The 15,015-nt window shown below is 44.7% G+C and carries 11 protein-coding genes; 8 read left to right on the forward strand and 3 right to left on the reverse strand.

Going from position 1 to position 15,015, the window contains the following annotated elements:
• Nucleotides 1-19: 19 nt before the first annotated feature.
• Genes EDI28_RS14245 through EDI28_RS14255 form a run of 3 tightly spaced genes read right to left on the reverse strand, consistent with a single transcriptional unit; the run spans nucleotide 20 to nucleotide 6,844 of the window.
• On the reverse strand, nucleotides 20-538 hold the full coding sequence (locus tag EDI28_RS14245; protein ID WP_128784553.1) for a hypothetical protein: 519 nt from the start codon (nucleotides 536-538) through the stop codon (nucleotides 20-22).
• A 12-nt stretch (nucleotides 539-550) separates the two neighbouring features.
• Complete coding sequence (locus EDI28_RS14250) at nucleotides 551-4,075, reverse strand: tetratricopeptide repeat protein (RefSeq protein ID WP_128784554.1); 3,525 nt, start codon at nucleotides 4,073-4,075, stop codon at nucleotides 551-553.
• A 6-nt stretch (nucleotides 4,076-4,081) separates the two neighbouring features.
• Nucleotides 4,082-6,844, reverse strand: a complete 2,763-nt coding sequence (locus EDI28_RS14255; protein WP_128784555.1) for an endo alpha-1,4 polygalactosaminidase — start codon at nucleotides 6,842-6,844, stop codon at nucleotides 4,082-4,084.
• 308 nt (nucleotides 6,845-7,152) lie between these two features.
• On the opposite strand from EDI28_RS14255, the gene rlmF reads away from it, so the two are divergent.
• From rlmF to EDI28_RS14295, 8 genes are all read left to right on the forward strand, one after another.
• Nucleotides 7,153-8,157: a 23S rRNA (adenine(1618)-N(6))-methyltransferase RlmF gene (gene rlmF, locus EDI28_RS14260; protein WP_128784556.1), complete on the forward strand. Its 1,005-nt coding sequence runs from the start codon at nucleotides 7,153-7,155 to the stop codon at nucleotides 8,155-8,157.
• A 191-nt stretch (nucleotides 8,158-8,348) separates the two neighbouring features.
• A complete protein-coding gene (locus tag EDI28_RS14265) occupies nucleotides 8,349-9,296 on the forward strand; it encodes a YbgA family protein (protein WP_128784557.1) in 948 nt (315 codons plus the stop codon).
• On the forward strand, nucleotides 9,286-10,101 hold the full coding sequence (locus EDI28_RS14270) for a MerR family transcriptional regulator (RefSeq protein ID WP_128784558.1): 816 nt from the start codon (nucleotides 9,286-9,288) through the stop codon (nucleotides 10,099-10,101). Before EDI28_RS14265 ends, EDI28_RS14270 begins: the two co-directional genes overlap by 11 nt.
• A 160-nt stretch (nucleotides 10,102-10,261) precedes the next feature.
• Nucleotides 10,262-11,686, forward strand: coding sequence for a deoxyribodipyrimidine photo-lyase (phrB, locus tag EDI28_RS14275; protein WP_233353391.1), 1,425 nt, complete (start codon nucleotides 10,262-10,264; stop codon nucleotides 11,684-11,686).
• 45 nt (nucleotides 11,687-11,731) lie between these two features.
• Nucleotides 11,732-12,163, forward strand: a complete 432-nt coding sequence (locus EDI28_RS14280) for a nuclear transport factor 2 family protein (RefSeq protein ID WP_128784560.1) — start codon at nucleotides 11,732-11,734, stop codon at nucleotides 12,161-12,163.
• 2 nt (nucleotides 12,164-12,165) lie between these two features.
• The gene (locus tag EDI28_RS14285) at nucleotides 12,166-12,894 is read left to right on the forward strand and encodes an SDR family NAD(P)-dependent oxidoreductase (RefSeq protein ID WP_128784561.1); all 729 of its coding nucleotides are present in this window, start codon (nucleotides 12,166-12,168) and stop codon (nucleotides 12,892-12,894) included.
• A complete protein-coding gene (locus EDI28_RS14290; protein ID WP_128784731.1) occupies nucleotides 12,894-14,210 on the forward strand; it encodes an NAD(P)/FAD-dependent oxidoreductase in 1,317 nt (438 codons plus the stop codon). Before EDI28_RS14285 ends, EDI28_RS14290 begins: the two co-directional genes overlap by 1 nt.
• Before the next feature lie 4 nt (nucleotides 14,211-14,214).
• Entirely contained in the window at nucleotides 14,215-14,997 is a 783-nt protein-coding gene (locus EDI28_RS14295) for a DUF1365 domain-containing protein (protein WP_128784562.1), read from the forward strand.
• Nucleotides 14,998-15,015: the final 18 nt, after the last annotated feature.

Here is a 15,015-nt window from a genome sequence, read left to right on the forward strand (position 1 = left end):
CTCATTCACGATTCGTCCGTTACTGTTGTTCTATATTGAGGCCATCGAGGAGCGTTTCGATCACGATATGACCTGTGCCGCTGACACTCTCTCTTCCCCAGCCGCCACGTGTACCCGTTGCGCGCCAGTAGGTGTTCTTGCTTTTGGCTGACTGTACTTCTAGGGTTATTCCCACCGCTGGCTCGCCGTCAAGACCGCTCTTATAGTGCCATTCTTCAATCGAGCCGGTAATAACGTAATCGACGTTCTGAGAGGCTAGCCATGCCTTGGCATTCTTTCTTTTTGCCGAGCTATCTAAAATGCTGGAAAGATCGTTCACGTCGCTTGCCGGATACATAACTGCATTGATGCCTTTTGCGTACAATTGCGCGTTGAGGATCTGTTCGGCCTTTTCTGCTGCCAGTGGCGTATTGGAGTTGTTAACCATAGGCATAACAGCCCAACGGCTATCAGCTGCAAATGCCGGACTATCCGGTACCTGATAACTTGTGCAGGCACTTAAGATCAAGGTTGTTGCAAGTAACAGTGTTTTTTTCATGGTTATTATCCTTTAGAAGCTGTAGAAATACCCCAGAGACAGTTTCATCGACTCATCCCCGTTTCTGTCCTGGCTTTGCCAGTCAACCGATAAGTAAAGCTCGTCATTTCCTACGACACGCCAGCCAAGCCCCGAGCTTAAAGTCATATCAAATCGACTATTGGTGACGTTGTAACCCTGTGAACTGTCAAACCAGTATCGAGGGGAAGGGACCATAGCGCCAGGTACACCTGGATTTCCGTGCCAGACGCGTTGACCAATGGCTACACGCTGGTATTCATCTTCGACAAAGTCACCGTTGGTTAAAGGAAATGCTCCGTTTCGCCATGCATTGATACCGTCGAGTGGCTTGTCACTTAGGTTAACGCGCTGCATGCTAACATCGCCGTATAGTTGCCATGCCGGATCGGCGAAGAACAATTGTTCCGACACTCGAAGGTTTAGATCCCAGCCTTGGCCAATTTCATCATCGAATCGGGTTGAGAGATCATGCAGGTTGAATTGAATAGCGACTGATTCGCGAGATGTCGGTTGATAGTTCAGGGTGAGACCTGCAATATTATCCTGGCCAGCAAGCGTCAGTAGCTGGCTGGCTTCGACTGCGTTGTTAAGGCCCAGTTTCAGTGATGCAGTCCAATATGAATCGATGGGAGCCTGATAACTGATGCTGGCGCCTAAACGTTGATCGCCAAGCCCGTCGGCAATATCGACGTTAACTTTCCATGAGGTGTCGAGCTGACGAAGCAGGTATTGCCCTCTTAGTCGGCTCTCGCTGTCAATATCGTTTCCCTGCAACTGAAGTGGAGCATCAGCAATCTGGTAGTCACTTCCCAGGCGCCAATGGCCATCGCGGTGAGGAGCATAGTAGTCCAGGCTGAATTTAGTGATATCCCACTGGCTGTTTTGGGCCACTTGAGATCGAAGGCTGTGTGTCTTGTCTGGGTGCTGATTGACATGAACCCGCCTAAGTTGTTTTTCTGCTTGCAGATCAACCATGCGGCCAACATTTTCTTGGCCTTGCTGCCACGCTTTCTGGTATTGCCCTGTGAGCTGAAGTGCCGTGTTCCTGTCAGCAACAGGCAAGTTAACAGATTCGGCCAGCAGTCTTTCCATTTCTTTATGGTCTTTTCGCTGAATCGCGATAGACAGTTGCTGCCAGTCAGGTAGCAGATAGTGTTTGAGTGCGGTTCTTTGGTGCCAGAACAAGAGATTATCAGCTTGGTTCTGCGTAAGGAAATACTGAAAAAGTTCTTCAGTTTTACGATTGTTAGGATGTAACAGGGCTGCTTCAGCTACCTGGGCGTGTGCAAATTTTTCCCCCATAAACAGAGCGATTAACGAACGGTAAGTAATATCTCCGTCTTCCAGTCGGAGTAACTCTTCGCTAAGTTGGCTCGCAACAAAGTGTCGAAGTTTAAAAGCCGTGTCATAACGACCTTGCAATTCCAGCATGGCAGCAAAGTTGATTAAAACGGCAACATCGGGCTTTTCGGTGTTCAATAGCAGCTGTTGATACCAGAGCTCTGATTCTTTAATGTGCCCTAAAATCTGTGCCGAGGTGGCAAAACTGAGCCAAAGCTCTTCTTCTCCTTTGAATGCTAATTTGTAGCGGTTATAGAGGGTGGCTAAAACATCTTGATCTTGGGAGTTGATAGCAAGCCATATTAATCCGCTGATCGCGCTTGTATTACTCGGTTCTTTATCGAGTATTTTGTTATACAGCGTTCTCGCTTTCTCCGGGTCCTGATTGTCGATTGCTAGCTGAGCCTGAAAAAGCTGAATACTCGTATTGTTGGTAAGTGATGGGCTGCTAGTCGCAAGTTTTAGTAAGCGGTTAAATTGCTTTTGGTCATTGGCATCCTTTGCCGCCTTAATTGCAGCAAGCAACGGCTGTTCATTGTTGGTATTTCGGTACAGTATTACCAATTCGTCAATTTTCTCATTGAGAATTGGCGAGCTAGTTTTCAAGTAGCGGTAAACATCAACACTGTCACTTGATAGTGCGATAAGCCGGTCCTGAGATAGTTGTGCAACCTTGCGGTTACTGGTTTCCCAAGCTAGTGATACGACGGCTTCTAAATAATCTTCTCCGGCATCAAGCCAATCCTTAGGGGTGGTTAACGCAGCCAGAGCATACTTTGGCTGGTGGGTCATGATATAGGCATTCGAAAAACAAAGAGCCTCTGTCGTTGTTGGGGAACGTAAACGCCGTAAGTGATTCCACTGTTCAATCACTCGGAGATAATCGCTCTGATAGTCATAGAGTCGAACTTTATGACTTACAAGAGTGGAATCATGAGGTCTCTTTATCGCAAGTCGTTTTATGCTTGCTAGGGCGGCTGAGGTGCCTTCGGCTTTTTCGAGTGCATTAAGCCAGCTTGAATACTCGCTCGGTTTTATCTGATTGCTCGCAGCAAGGCGTTGGTAAAAAATGCTCTCATGGTAGATGTCTCCAAGTGCGCGGGATTCTTCAATCCCGGCACGAAGCTGAGTTTCCGATGGTGATTGTTCAAGCAACGTTTTACTAAGAGTGAAAGCCTTCGGGATATTGCCTTGCCAGCGATATAGGTCATGCAATTTGGCGATATGCTCCGGCGCATTGGTGTTGTTCACTAGTTGCAACAGGAGTGAGATTGCCAAAGGCTGGTTGTTGGTCGCAATGGCAAGCTCAGCGGTACTGGCAGTCAATTCGTCACTTGGCTCAATAGCCAGCAGTTTTTTTGACTGGGTCAACGCAGTATCGGTGTTACCCATGAGTATTGAGTGGTTAACTGTCAGTTGCAAGAAGTCAGGTTGCTGGCTGAGCTTTCCCGTATAACTGTCGATGAATTGTTTGCTCAACAGTGGGCTATTAGATGATACAAACAACGCCAGCAATGACTGTGCTTGTTCTTGGTTCTCAAATTCTTGAAATGCATCTAGTTGTATTTTTAGTGAGTTATCATAATCCGAGTTCTGTAGTGCCAGTCCGACGAGCTCTTGGTGGTTGGTTTCGCCACTTTGCAAGTGTGGAAGTAAGATCGCGTAGCCTTTTTCAGGCATTGAAAGCTCAATAGCGGCATCGGCTAGTTTTCGTGCTAACTCTGCCTCGGGAACATAATCAGTTGTATTGATAATCCGACGGAGTTTGGCGTCTACATCGCTTCTGGACTCAGCTCGGCGGGAGATATCCATCAAAAGCTGCAGGTAAACCCCGAATGCATCCCAGTCTCTGGACGTATCTTCCTTAGACAAAATCATCTCTGATAATGCTAGTGCCTCGTCTAGGTGACCAAGTTGAATATTGGTGTCGATAATCAGTTTGATGACTTCTCGGTTATCGGGTTCTCTTACATTAATTTCACGTAGGAAAGCCAGCGAGACATCAGGTGATGAAGATCGGGCTATGAGCTTGATCAGCATGTTCTGGCTTGGTGAGACAAGCCATAACGCCCATAGGGAGGTAAGCGTCAGTATTACCAAGGAACGCTTGTTGACCAAACGGATCCTCGGCTTTTTGTGCTTCCCTGATGAAGAGCGTTTTAAAAATACTGCCATGTATTATTAGCCGTCTGTTGTTCTCTTCTTAGTTTTGTTTTTTTGACTGCTGCAGCGAAGCGAACCAGAAAAAGTACCTGCCTTAGATGCGGTGTAGCGGACTCCGCCATTAGTAATAACTGTTCTCTTTAGTACTGAGTCGCTGGTTAGTTTGCATTTTGAACCATTAGCTATTTCAAACACAAGTGGGACATGGCTTTCAATAACCCAGTTAGTGACGGCACCGACTGTTTCCCATTTTACTAGCTGACCATTGGCATTTTTTAGGTAGGCGCTTTGCTTCTTCGGAACGGCGCTTAGCATAACAATGCTTCGTGGTGAAGACAGGGTGAGATACTTGCCGTCTGGCCCGTCATTCCAGCCTGCAATGTTACTTTGTTTTATAACCGGATAACCGAACGAATTTGGCAAACGAATACTTTTTATTCCCGAACTGGTGATTTGCCACTTGCCATCGAGTGTTTTCGCAATGCCTGTTTCATACAGGGTTCGTGCGCGTTTTGCATATTCGCTTAAATAGAGTGGGGTTGTGTTTTGTTCTAATGCCCAGTCGTAAACGTTTATCACTGCTTTTAGCGAGGCAGGATAAGCGCCAGTGTACATATGGTAATAGATAGCGATACTTTTTAGTCTGCGGGGGCTGCCAAGTAATTCAAATGTTTCTACTGCGCGGCCGTATCCATCGTGGTGTTCACTCCATAGATTGGTATATAGATTTTCATTAAGTACTGGTGTGTAGACATGAACCGCTGATGGATACCAGGCAATGGTTGGTGAGATTTGGGTATAGTTGTTGTTACCGTTTACAACATAGGTATTGCCGCCGTTGACATTTAACAGCTTTGCTTCTTCTGCGATGGCAAGAACATCTTCCTTGGGATCGGCTTTTCCCGACCATAATATCAATTTTACCTTCTTGCCTTCGGGGGCTAGCGTGTTGTTGATGTAGTCGACACTGCCGATGATTTCATTGCGATAATCTAGGGTGTACCCAGGAATAGGAAGATGATCGCCGTATTGTTTTTTCTTGGCAGCCTTGCTTAAGTCCCAGAAAAACGGGTGGCTGAATGTGTGCGATGCAATTTCGACATTTGGCAGGGCAAAAATCTTTCGTGCTACCGCTTCCATTTCATCGCTTTGTTCCGGGTACAGACCGCGCTTGCCAACTTCGCCTTCAATTACCGAGACGGTTTGCGGAAGCGGATATTTTTTAAATACGTGCTTTAACAGTACCTCGGCAGTATAGGGTTTGCCTAGAAACCAGGCTTTAGACGGAAACCCGTCGCCATCAATATGGCTGGTGAGTATACGTCTGCCCGATTCCGTGGTGGCATCGGCGGCCGGGATTTTCGGTAGGTCAAGGGTTTCCTCGATCAAACGAAAAGGGTCAATAGTCCATGCCTCGGTGTTATTGGCCAAGTTACTTACTGGTAAGGGGGACAGAATTGCGCCACCCCACGGCGCTTTAAACAGTAGTCCTGAAGTATTACCGCTCTGATCAATTACCTTAATAAGGGCGTGAATGCGGGAGTTACTCGCAACCCAACGCTGGTAAGATTCAAATTGGCTGAAAGTGGGAGGGTAGCGATTAGCCAACCAATCAGCTCCACTTGAGACGTTTATCTCTCCTTCAAGTTCACCAACGTCAGATATACCGAGTTTTTTCCGTAATGTTTCATCGGTAGGCAATGATTTAATGAAGAGGATGGGGCGTTCGTCAATAGCGCGTGACAGCCATTGTAGCAACTGAGCGTTACCTTGGTATGACACTTCGTCTAGCCAGAGAACAATTGCTGCATACCTGCTCAGATCTACGTTTGCGAAGTTTGTTGTTCGGATATTTCTGCATTCGGGGACATAGCCCTTATATTCGATAGGCATCGAGATCATTCGGTGGCATTCTGAGCTCGAAAAATCGGTGTATCGACCATCAAAAAATCCGAGAACGCGTTTCGCGATAGGTTCAATTGTACTCACCCCGAACTCATAGAGTAACCCGTCGCTGACATATGGCGTATACCCTTCATTGAGCAAACGCCGAGCTGCTGCTCTTTGCGCTTCACGGTCACGAGAGGGAATATAGTCGATAACAATGGTTTCGATGCCTCGTTCTTTTACTTGGTCAAGTTTGTTGGCAAGCCACTCTGAATCTGATGGTTTTACCTTGTGGTAGCTATTATCAACAGGGTGATAGCTGTTATAGAGTGACTCGGCCAGTACGGCAGAAATAGGCTGTTCTAGTTGTCCGATGATTTCAAAGCCACGGTTTAGAATCAGCTTGGGTTCACCGGCTAACTGATTCAGGCTCGCAATAATGCCAACAAGTGCTTGTTGCTGCTTTTGTTGCTCTGTTTCATTATCAGCAAAGAGGTAATAGCTGTCTAAGGTATCGAGGAAGAGTCCATCAAAGCCTTTAGCCAAATAAGATTTTGACTGTGTTGTTAAATACAGCTGCCAATCCGGGGAAGTTAAATCCATGGCATAACTCTGCCAGTTTTCGTTTTTTGCTGGTGACGAAGTGCGTAAGTTATTGGGCAAGGAAGGACCATCAAACTCACCGACACTAAGATAGGCAAAAACATCTGTATTGGCTTGCTTAAGTGTATCAATCTGTTTTGGGGTTATTAAATTGGGAGAGACTACGACGCGCTCATAGTTCATCAGCTCCCGAACGGAATCAATCGAATTGTAATAGAACGCGATTGAAGACGGTGCCTGTGCAGACACAAAAAAAGGCAAGATGATAAGCACAAAAATGAATATACGCATAGTGCAACTCCTTTTGCTTGTAATGCTTAAATTAAGCACCGCACAAACATCCTATTTAACCCTACCTTAAGGTTTGAGCAATGTTTTTCATACATATTTATTTCCTTGTGGGTGGATTTTGTCTCGGCTTGGTTGTTAATTGACCGTAATGGTGTTTGGAGAGGAAAATATAACGTGTATGTGTAGTGAAATTATTCTCTGGAGGGCTTGTACTAGGCTTATTGCGACACAGTTTATGCTGTAATATGTATTGTATCTAATAGCGGTATTGTATAGCTGCTTATTAAGTTGAACAAAGTGATAATTAAATGACACAAAAGAAGAAAACTCAGGTGGCCAATAAAGGGTTACACCCTCGTAATCCCCATCGTCAGCGTTATGATTTTAAAGCACTGACAGCGAGTTGTCCGCAGTTGACTCCCTTTGTCAGCGAGAACAAGTTTGGTGATCTGTCTGTTGACTTTACAAACTCTGAAGCAGTGAAGGTGTTAAACAAGGCGTTGTTAAGTCACTTCTACAAAGTCCAGCATTGGGATATTCCTCTTGGTTATCTATGTCCGCCCATTCCGGGTCGAGCAGACTACCTTCACTATATTGCCGATCTGTTAGCCGAATCCAATGACGGCGAAATCCCTAAAGGTAAGCGGATAAGTGGCCTTGACGTGGGAGTAGGGGCGAACTGTGCTTATCCAATTATTGGACACCGTGTGTATGGGTGGCGATTTGTCGGTGCTGATATTGACCCACTTTCAATAAAATCTGCGAAGTTTATTGTTGAGTCGAACCCGACACTGGCTGGAGCAATAAAATGTCGTTTGCAGAAGGTGCCTGATTATATCTTTACGGGAATGATCAACGCTGATGACATTTTTGATTTCACAATGTGCAACCCGCCATTTCATTCCTCCTTGGCGGAAGCGGCTGCAGGAAGCGAGCGCAAAGTGCGTAACCTCAGTGCAAATGCTAAGAAAAAAGGAACGGAAGGTTTTGATAAGGCAGTAAGAGGTCAGAAACCTGCACTCAACTTTGGTGGTCAAAAAGCGGAGTTGTGGTGCCCGGGCGGTGAGGTAGCTTTCATTAAGCGTATGATTCAACAAAGCGTAGAGAAGCAGTCTCAATGTCTGTGGTTTACCACTTTAGTGTCGAAGAAAGAAAATCTGCCTGAAATCTATCGAGCCTTAAATAAGGTGAAAGTAGCAGATACTCGCACCATCGACATGGCGCAAGGTCAGAAAATCACACGAGTTGTGGCATGGACCTTTTTAGGTACAGAGCAGCAGCAAGAGTGGCGCGAACAGCGTTGGATGAAATAGTCGTTAATACTTTCATTTTTGGCTGCATTTAACTAGCGACCTTAGGGTCGCTTTTTTGTTGCGGTTAATCCATTGATCTCAGATAACTAACTAAACGAGTGTGCATGTACAAAAAATAAATATTGTACAACTGTGAGTCTTGAGCTAACTTTAGTTGTACAAGTTTATTGAATTGTACAAGGTCGGTGAGTATGACAATTTCTGTTGGTATCAGTGCATGTGTCCTCGGGCAAAACGTACGTTTCGATGGCGGTCACAAACAGAATCGGTTTGTGGTCGATGAGCTCTCACGGTATTTCAACTTTAAGCCTGTTTGCCCTGAAGTCGGTATTGGAATGACAATCCCAAGGCGGGCAATTCGTTTACTTCAGCTTCCCAGCGGTGATGAACGCTTAGTTGACAGTAAAGAGAATGAAATAGATTTTACCGTTCAGATGAAAGAGTTTGCCGACCAGCAAATAGCGCATTTTGATGACCTACGGGGCTATGTTGTTTGCGCCAAATCACCGACCTGCGGTATGGAGCGAGTAAAGCTGCATATTGATAATGGAAACACGGTACCCGGCGGTAGCGTAGGTGTGTATACGCGAGAGTTAATGGCGAAGATGCCATGGTTACCAGTGGAGGAAGATGGGCGTCTTCAAGATCCGGTACTGCGTGAGAATTTTGTTTTCCGGGTCTTTTCTCTCAATGACTTTTACCAATCGCTAGGCGAAGCTAGAAGCTACGATGCTTTTGTTAAGTTTCACTCCCGATATAAACTCGTGCTGATGGCCCACTGTCCGACAGCCTATAAAGAAATGGGGCGAATGGTTGCCTCTATTAAAGATTGGGATGTGGATTCTTTCTATTACGAATACCGACAGCAGTTTATGGATGCTATAAAAAATAGAGCGAGCCGAAAAAACAAAACAAATGTACTAATGCATTTACAAGGGTACTTTAAGCGATCACTAACGAAAGATCAGAAGCAGGAGTTAGCCGCATTAATAATGAGTTATCGCGAGGGTAACCAACCTATTCTTGCTCCTTTGGCATTAATTAACCATTACCTTAAAGAGTATCCTGATCCGTACTTGCAGTTACAGACCTTTTTAAATCCATATCCCGAGGAGTTGAAGTTACGTTATGGATTGTGAACACAAGTATTACGCAATTAAAGATGTATCAGAGATAACAGGTGTTAACTCGGTAACGTTACGGGCTTGGCAACGTAGATATGGTTTGCTTAATCCCATGAGAACTGAAAAAGGTCATCGGCTTTATTCAGACGACGATATCGAGCGGATAAGAAAAATACTCACATGGCTTGGAAAAGGTGTTGCGATAGGGAAGGTTCGACCGTTACTTGATGGTGAGCTTAATGTTGAGGATGCAACCAATGATCAGACTGACAAATTAAAAGCCGTCGAATCAATATTAACTGCTCTGGTTGACTGTAATGGTGCAAAGTTGGATAAGCTGTTAATCCAACTAATGAAAGAATACCCATTAGATGTGTTCGTTAAGCATGTTGTTAACCATGTTGAGAAAGAGATAAAAAAGCCAGAAAATCCATTGGTCAACATTCAATTATCATTATGGCAATCGGTGATAATGCAAAGGTGTATTGCTCTTATTACTCAAGCTAAGAAGCGATCGTCCAAATTATGCTATTTATTGAGTTTCGACCAACCTGATAACTATCGACTTTGGCTCCAGGCGTGGATACTGACTGATATGGGTTACAACGTCACAGTGCTGCCATCCATTGACGGAAAGTTAGCGGCTCTAGGGGCTACATTGACATCACTAAAAGTCAGTAGGGTTGTTGTTTTCGGAGAGAGGCGAATATCAGCCGCGAATCTGGTTCAGCTGAAATTGTTGATAGCGAATACGCATTGTGATTATGAGTTAGTTGGTAGTGCAAGCACGATCCATCATGACTTGCTAGCTGAGAGTTAGTAGCCAGATCTACAGCTTTCAAAACGACCATATTCAAATCATTTTTCAGAATGACTCTTTATAGATATATAAATTGGAGGTATGGACAATGGGTGGCGTCTGTAAAGAAACAGCGAACGATTCTGTTGAAGCCAAAGGTGTACCTAAGAATGTAGGTTTAATGTGGTTTCGTTCAGATTTAAGAGTGGTTGATAATACCGCTTTAATAGCATCTAGCCGTCACTGTAACAGTGTGCTTGCCGTCTTTGTTTCAACCCCCATGCAGTGGCATGAGCATCATGTCGCACCGATTAAGATTGATTTGATTCACCGTCGCCTCGTGGTGCTCCGGCAGCAACTGGCTAAGCTAAATATTCCACTGACGGTTGTTGAAGTTGCGGACTATGAACAAACGCCTCAGGCTATTCTCGAACTGGTAAGGTTACATAATATCAAACATGTATTTTGTAATAAGCAATATGAGTGGAATGAGCGTCAGCGTGATAGTTTAACAGCGCAGCTTCTTAAAAAGCATAAAATTGAATTCAGTGCATTCGACGATGAGTGCATTCTTGCACCGGGTAAGGTGCTCACTAGGAAGGAAGAACCTTTCAAGGTGTTCACTCCATTTCGGCGTGAGTGGTTAAACATCTATCGTATGGAAATGCCAAAGGTAATGGCGATTCCTGCCAAATTGAACCGAAGCGAGTCACTGGATACTGTATTTTCAAAATCTTGCAATCAGTTTACTTATCCGGCTTGTGATAGTGTTCGCTGGCCTGTCGATGAGGAAGCTATCACGCAGCGGCTCCGTACATTTTGTGAAGAAAAAGTCGCGGTTTATCACCAGAAAAGGGATATACCAGCTGTCGATGGTACCAGTTGTTTGTCGCCGTATTTGAGTATCGGTGCGTTGTCACCGCGACAGTGTATGGCGGCTCTTCTGGCAGAGTTCCCTCTGTGTTTTGATGAGCCTGAAAACGGTGCCTTTTGTTGGTTAAACGAGATAATTTGGCGAGAGTTTTACCGTCATTTGATTATGGCCTGGCCCAAACTCTCCCGTGAACAGCCTTTTCAAAACTGGACTCGTCATGTGGTATGGCAGCAGTCAGATTCTATGCTAAAAGCTTGGCAGCAAGGAATGACTGGTTACCCGATTGTCGATGCGGCTATGCGGCAGTTAAAAGAAACGGGTTGGATGCACAATAGATTGAGGATGATAACCGCTAGCTTTCTAACTAAAGACCTGCTTATTCATTGGCAGTTTGGGGAGCAGTGGTTTATGTCACAGTTAATTGATGGTGATTTGGCTTCTAATAATGGAGGTTGGCAATGGGCGGCATCGACAGGAACTGATGCGCAACCCTATTTCAGGGTGTTTAATCCGACGATCCAGGGAGAGCGTTTTGATCCAGATGGTAGCTTTATTCGTACTTGGGTACATGAATTAAAAGATGTGCCTGATAAATATATTCATCAGCCTTTTTTATGGAATCAGGCCGAAAGTCTTAATTATCCCAGACCGATTGTTGAGCATAAGAGTGCACGTCTCAGGGCCATAGACGTATTCAAGCAGGCTAAATCTTTTATGAATAATAATCTGTAACCAAAACCGGTTAGACATAAAATTTATTATCTTGAGGAGTGCTATATGGCTGAGCAGTCAGGGGGTTTGACAACTAAATTTGTCGAAACATATACTCAACTTACCAAGCATAATCTGTCTGAACTTGAGAACCTATATCATGCTGATGTGATATTTGAAGATCCCGCACACAAGGTGATTGGGTGGCGTAATTTGCATAACTATTTTATTCGGTTATTCAGAACGGTTAATGAGTGTACTTTTGAAGTGCACGACACATTAACAGATAAAGATAAAGCCTATATCCAGTGGACCATGACATTTAGTCATCCTCGTATTGCAAGCGGTGAACCTCGTTCAGTGAAAGGGTGTTCGCGCCTTGAATACAAAGAAAACTGCGTGATATCTCATCGGGATTACTTCGACATGGGTGAGATGATATATGAAGGTGTGCCTGTTCTTGGTTCTGTTATCCGTCGGATCAAAGTGAGTTTGTAGTTATGAGGCATGTATTAATAACTGGTGCGAGTTCCGGAATTGGTGAGCAACTTGCCATCGATTATGCTGAAGATGGCTGGTATGTATTTGCTTGTGGTCAGTCCGAAGAGCGGTTAAATAAACTGTGTGACCGTAGTAATAATATTCATTCTGTTAAATTTAGTGTGACTAATTTAGATGACGTAACACAAGCCATATCGTCTTTGCCACAAATTCCGGATCTTATTATCTTGAACGCTGGCACCTGTGAATATATTGAAGATGGCCTGATTGATGTTGCGTTATTTAAACGCGTCTTTGATGTTAATGTGTATGGATTACTTAACTGTATTCAAGCTTTGCAGCACCATTTTTGTGCCGCAACCCATTTGGTGATTGTTGGCTCAACAGCATCATATATTCCATTGCCTCGGGCTGAGGCCTATGGCGCCTCAAAGGCCGCTGTTGCTTATATTGCCAATACACTCGCGATTGATCTTGCTCATCAAGGTGTCAAGGTGACCCTGGTCAGCCCCGGCTTTGTCAAAACACCACTGACGGATAAAAATGATTTCGCTATGCCTATGTTGGTAACGCCTCAATTTGCATCGTCGGCTATCAGAACGGGGGTTGCTGCCGGAAAGACAGAAATTCATTTTCCACATAAGTTCAGTCTATTACTTAAAACGCTTGCGCTATTGCCGCTTCGAATACAGCTGGCAGTGATCAAACGAATGACAGGAAAGCAATGATGAAAATAGCCATTATCGGTACTGGAATTTCAGGGTTAACGTGCGCATGGTATCTGCATCGAGAGCATGATATCTCTGTTTACGAAGCTAATGATTATATTGGCGGGCATACTGCGACAGTTGATGTTTCTGTGGCAAGTGGCAACTATGCCATCGACACAGGGTTTATTGTTTTTAATGATCGCACCTACCCAAGGTTTGAGCGCCTGTTATCTGAAGTGGGTATAGCCGGTGAACCAACTGAGATGAGTTTTAGTATTCACAATGAAACAAATGGTCTTGAGTATAATGGACATAGCTTGTCGTCAATGTTTGCCCAGAAGCGAAATGCGCTTAATCCAAAGTTTTTGTATTTCATATATGAAATCCTTCGGTTTAATAAATTGGCAACCACTCTCGATTTAACTGAGGAAACAAGCAGGACACTAGGCGAATTTCTTCATAGTCATAATTTTAGTCGTTACTTTTCGGAGAACTACATATTGCCGATGGGAGCTGCGATTTGGTCTTCGACATTGTCAGACATGCGCTCGTTCCCGTTGCCGTTCTTTATCCGATTTTTCCGTAACCATGGCCTCCTCGAGGTGGTTAATCGACCGCAGTGGTATGTCATTCCGGGAGGATCGAGAGAGTATGTAAAGAAATTGATTGTCCCGTTTAAGAACAAAATACGATTGAACCAACCAGTTGGCAAGGTTGTTCGTCAAGGCGGGAAGATTCGGATCGAGACGGCTAATAGCAGTGAAACTTACGATCATGTAATTTTTGCCAGCCATAGTGATCAGGCTCTGTCGATGTTAGCTGATGCCTCGGTAGATGAGCAACGGATCCTAAGTGCGATGGAGTATCAAAATAATGAAGTTGTGCTGCATACCGATACCAAGATGCTTCCTCAATCGCGAGCTGCGTGGGCGGCCTGGAATTATCATCTAGGCCCAAATGTCGAGGATGGTAAACACCGTGACAATAAGCTAGCCAGCCTGACCTATAACATGAATATTTTGCAGGGTATTTCTGCCCCCGAAACATTTTGCGTGACTCTTAATCAAACAGAACAGATCGAAGAAAAAAGAATTATTCAGCGTTTTAATTATTCACACCCAGTATTTACGACTTCGAGCATGTTGGCACAACAGGCGAGAGGCGATATTAATGGCGTTCAAAATACCTGGTACTGCGGCGCTTATTGGTATAACGGCTTTCACGAAGACGGTGTTCATAGCGCGCTTGATGTTGTAGATGGAATTTCTCGGTTAACGATTGGCGGCGCGAAAGATAGAGCCAAGGTAAGTGTTGCCTATCAGGGTGAGGAGTAAGGCTATGAATAGTGGCATTTTCGTTGGTACCGTCAGACACCGTCGCTTTTCACCGGTAAAACATAGCTTTAGTTATCCAATGTTTATGCCGTTGATTGATCTTGATGAATTTGATTACTTGCAAGATTCCGTCAGAGGGTTTGGTAAACAGGTTATGAATTTTGCCCGCTTCTGCTGTGCTGATTTTCTGAGAGAGGGGCGTTTGGATCGGCAAGGTAGTGAAGATGACATTCAGTCATTAAAGACGGCAGTGATTGATAAGGTTGAAAGCCTGACGGGTGAGAGAGTTCAAGGAAGAGTGATGCTGCTATGCCAGCTTCGTTATGCTGGGCTCTATTTCAGTCCTCTCAATATTTACTACCTCTACGACGAGCATGACAATTGGCGTTGGGTACTCGCTGAAGTTAGCAATACGCCTTGGAATGAGAGGCACTATTATGTTGTTCCTGCTCATTCAAGTAGCAAGCTACAGAAGGCTTTTCATGTGTCGCCCTTTAATCCGATGAGCCAGCAGTATCAGTGGCGGCTCAGGCCTCCAGAAAGCCAGCTAGTTGTTCATTTGGATATCCGTTCGTCAGAGGGCAACCTGAACGTCATGGATGCCACGATGATAATGAAGCGAAAACCGTTTACAACAAAAGTACTTTGGCAACTCATCGCAAGCACACCGATCCAATCCGTAAAAATAGTTATTGGAATATATTGGCAGGCACTGCGTCTGTGGCTAAAGGGGGCTCCTTTTTACGGCCATTCGACGACAAAACCACAATTACCGTCAAAACAATAAATGGAATAACGAGCGAGG

The organism is Photobacterium chitinilyticum, assembly GCF_004104355.1.
In the GTDB taxonomy this organism is placed as follows: domain Bacteria; phylum Pseudomonadota; class Gammaproteobacteria; order Enterobacterales; family Vibrionaceae; genus Photobacterium; species Photobacterium chitinilyticum.

Bases quoted from the DNA above. Each gene is read 5' to 3' on its own strand.
- EDI28_RS14245 (WP_128784553.1), bottom strand. From the start codon at position 538: ATGAAAAAAACACTGTTACTTGCAACAACCTTGATCTTAAGTGCCTGC.
- EDI28_RS14250 (WP_128784554.1), bottom strand. From the start codon at position 4,075: ATGGCAGTATTTTTAAAACGCTCTTCATCAGGGAAGCACAAAAAGCCG.
- EDI28_RS14255 (WP_128784555.1), bottom strand. From the start codon at position 6,844: ATGCGTATATTCATTTTTGTGCTTATCATCTTGCCTTTTTTTGTGTCT.
- rlmF (WP_128784556.1), top strand. From the start codon at position 7,153: ATGACACAAAAGAAGAAAACTCAGGTGGCCAATAAAGGGTTACACCCT.
- EDI28_RS14265 (WP_128784557.1), top strand. From the start codon at position 8,349: ATGACAATTTCTGTTGGTATCAGTGCATGTGTCCTCGGGCAAAACGTA.
- EDI28_RS14270 (WP_128784558.1), top strand. From the start codon at position 9,286: ATGGATTGTGAACACAAGTATTACGCAATTAAAGATGTATCAGAGATA.
- phrB (WP_233353391.1), top strand. From the start codon at position 10,262: ATGTGGTTTCGTTCAGATTTAAGAGTGGTTGATAATACCGCTTTAATA.
- EDI28_RS14280 (WP_128784560.1), top strand. From the start codon at position 11,732: ATGGCTGAGCAGTCAGGGGGTTTGACAACTAAATTTGTCGAAACATAT.
- EDI28_RS14285 (WP_128784561.1), top strand. From the start codon at position 12,166: ATGAGGCATGTATTAATAACTGGTGCGAGTTCCGGAATTGGTGAGCAA.
- EDI28_RS14290 (WP_128784731.1), top strand. From the start codon at position 12,894: ATGAAAATAGCCATTATCGGTACTGGAATTTCAGGGTTAACGTGCGCA.
- EDI28_RS14295 (WP_128784562.1), top strand. From the start codon at position 14,215: ATGAATAGTGGCATTTTCGTTGGTACCGTCAGACACCGTCGCTTTTCA.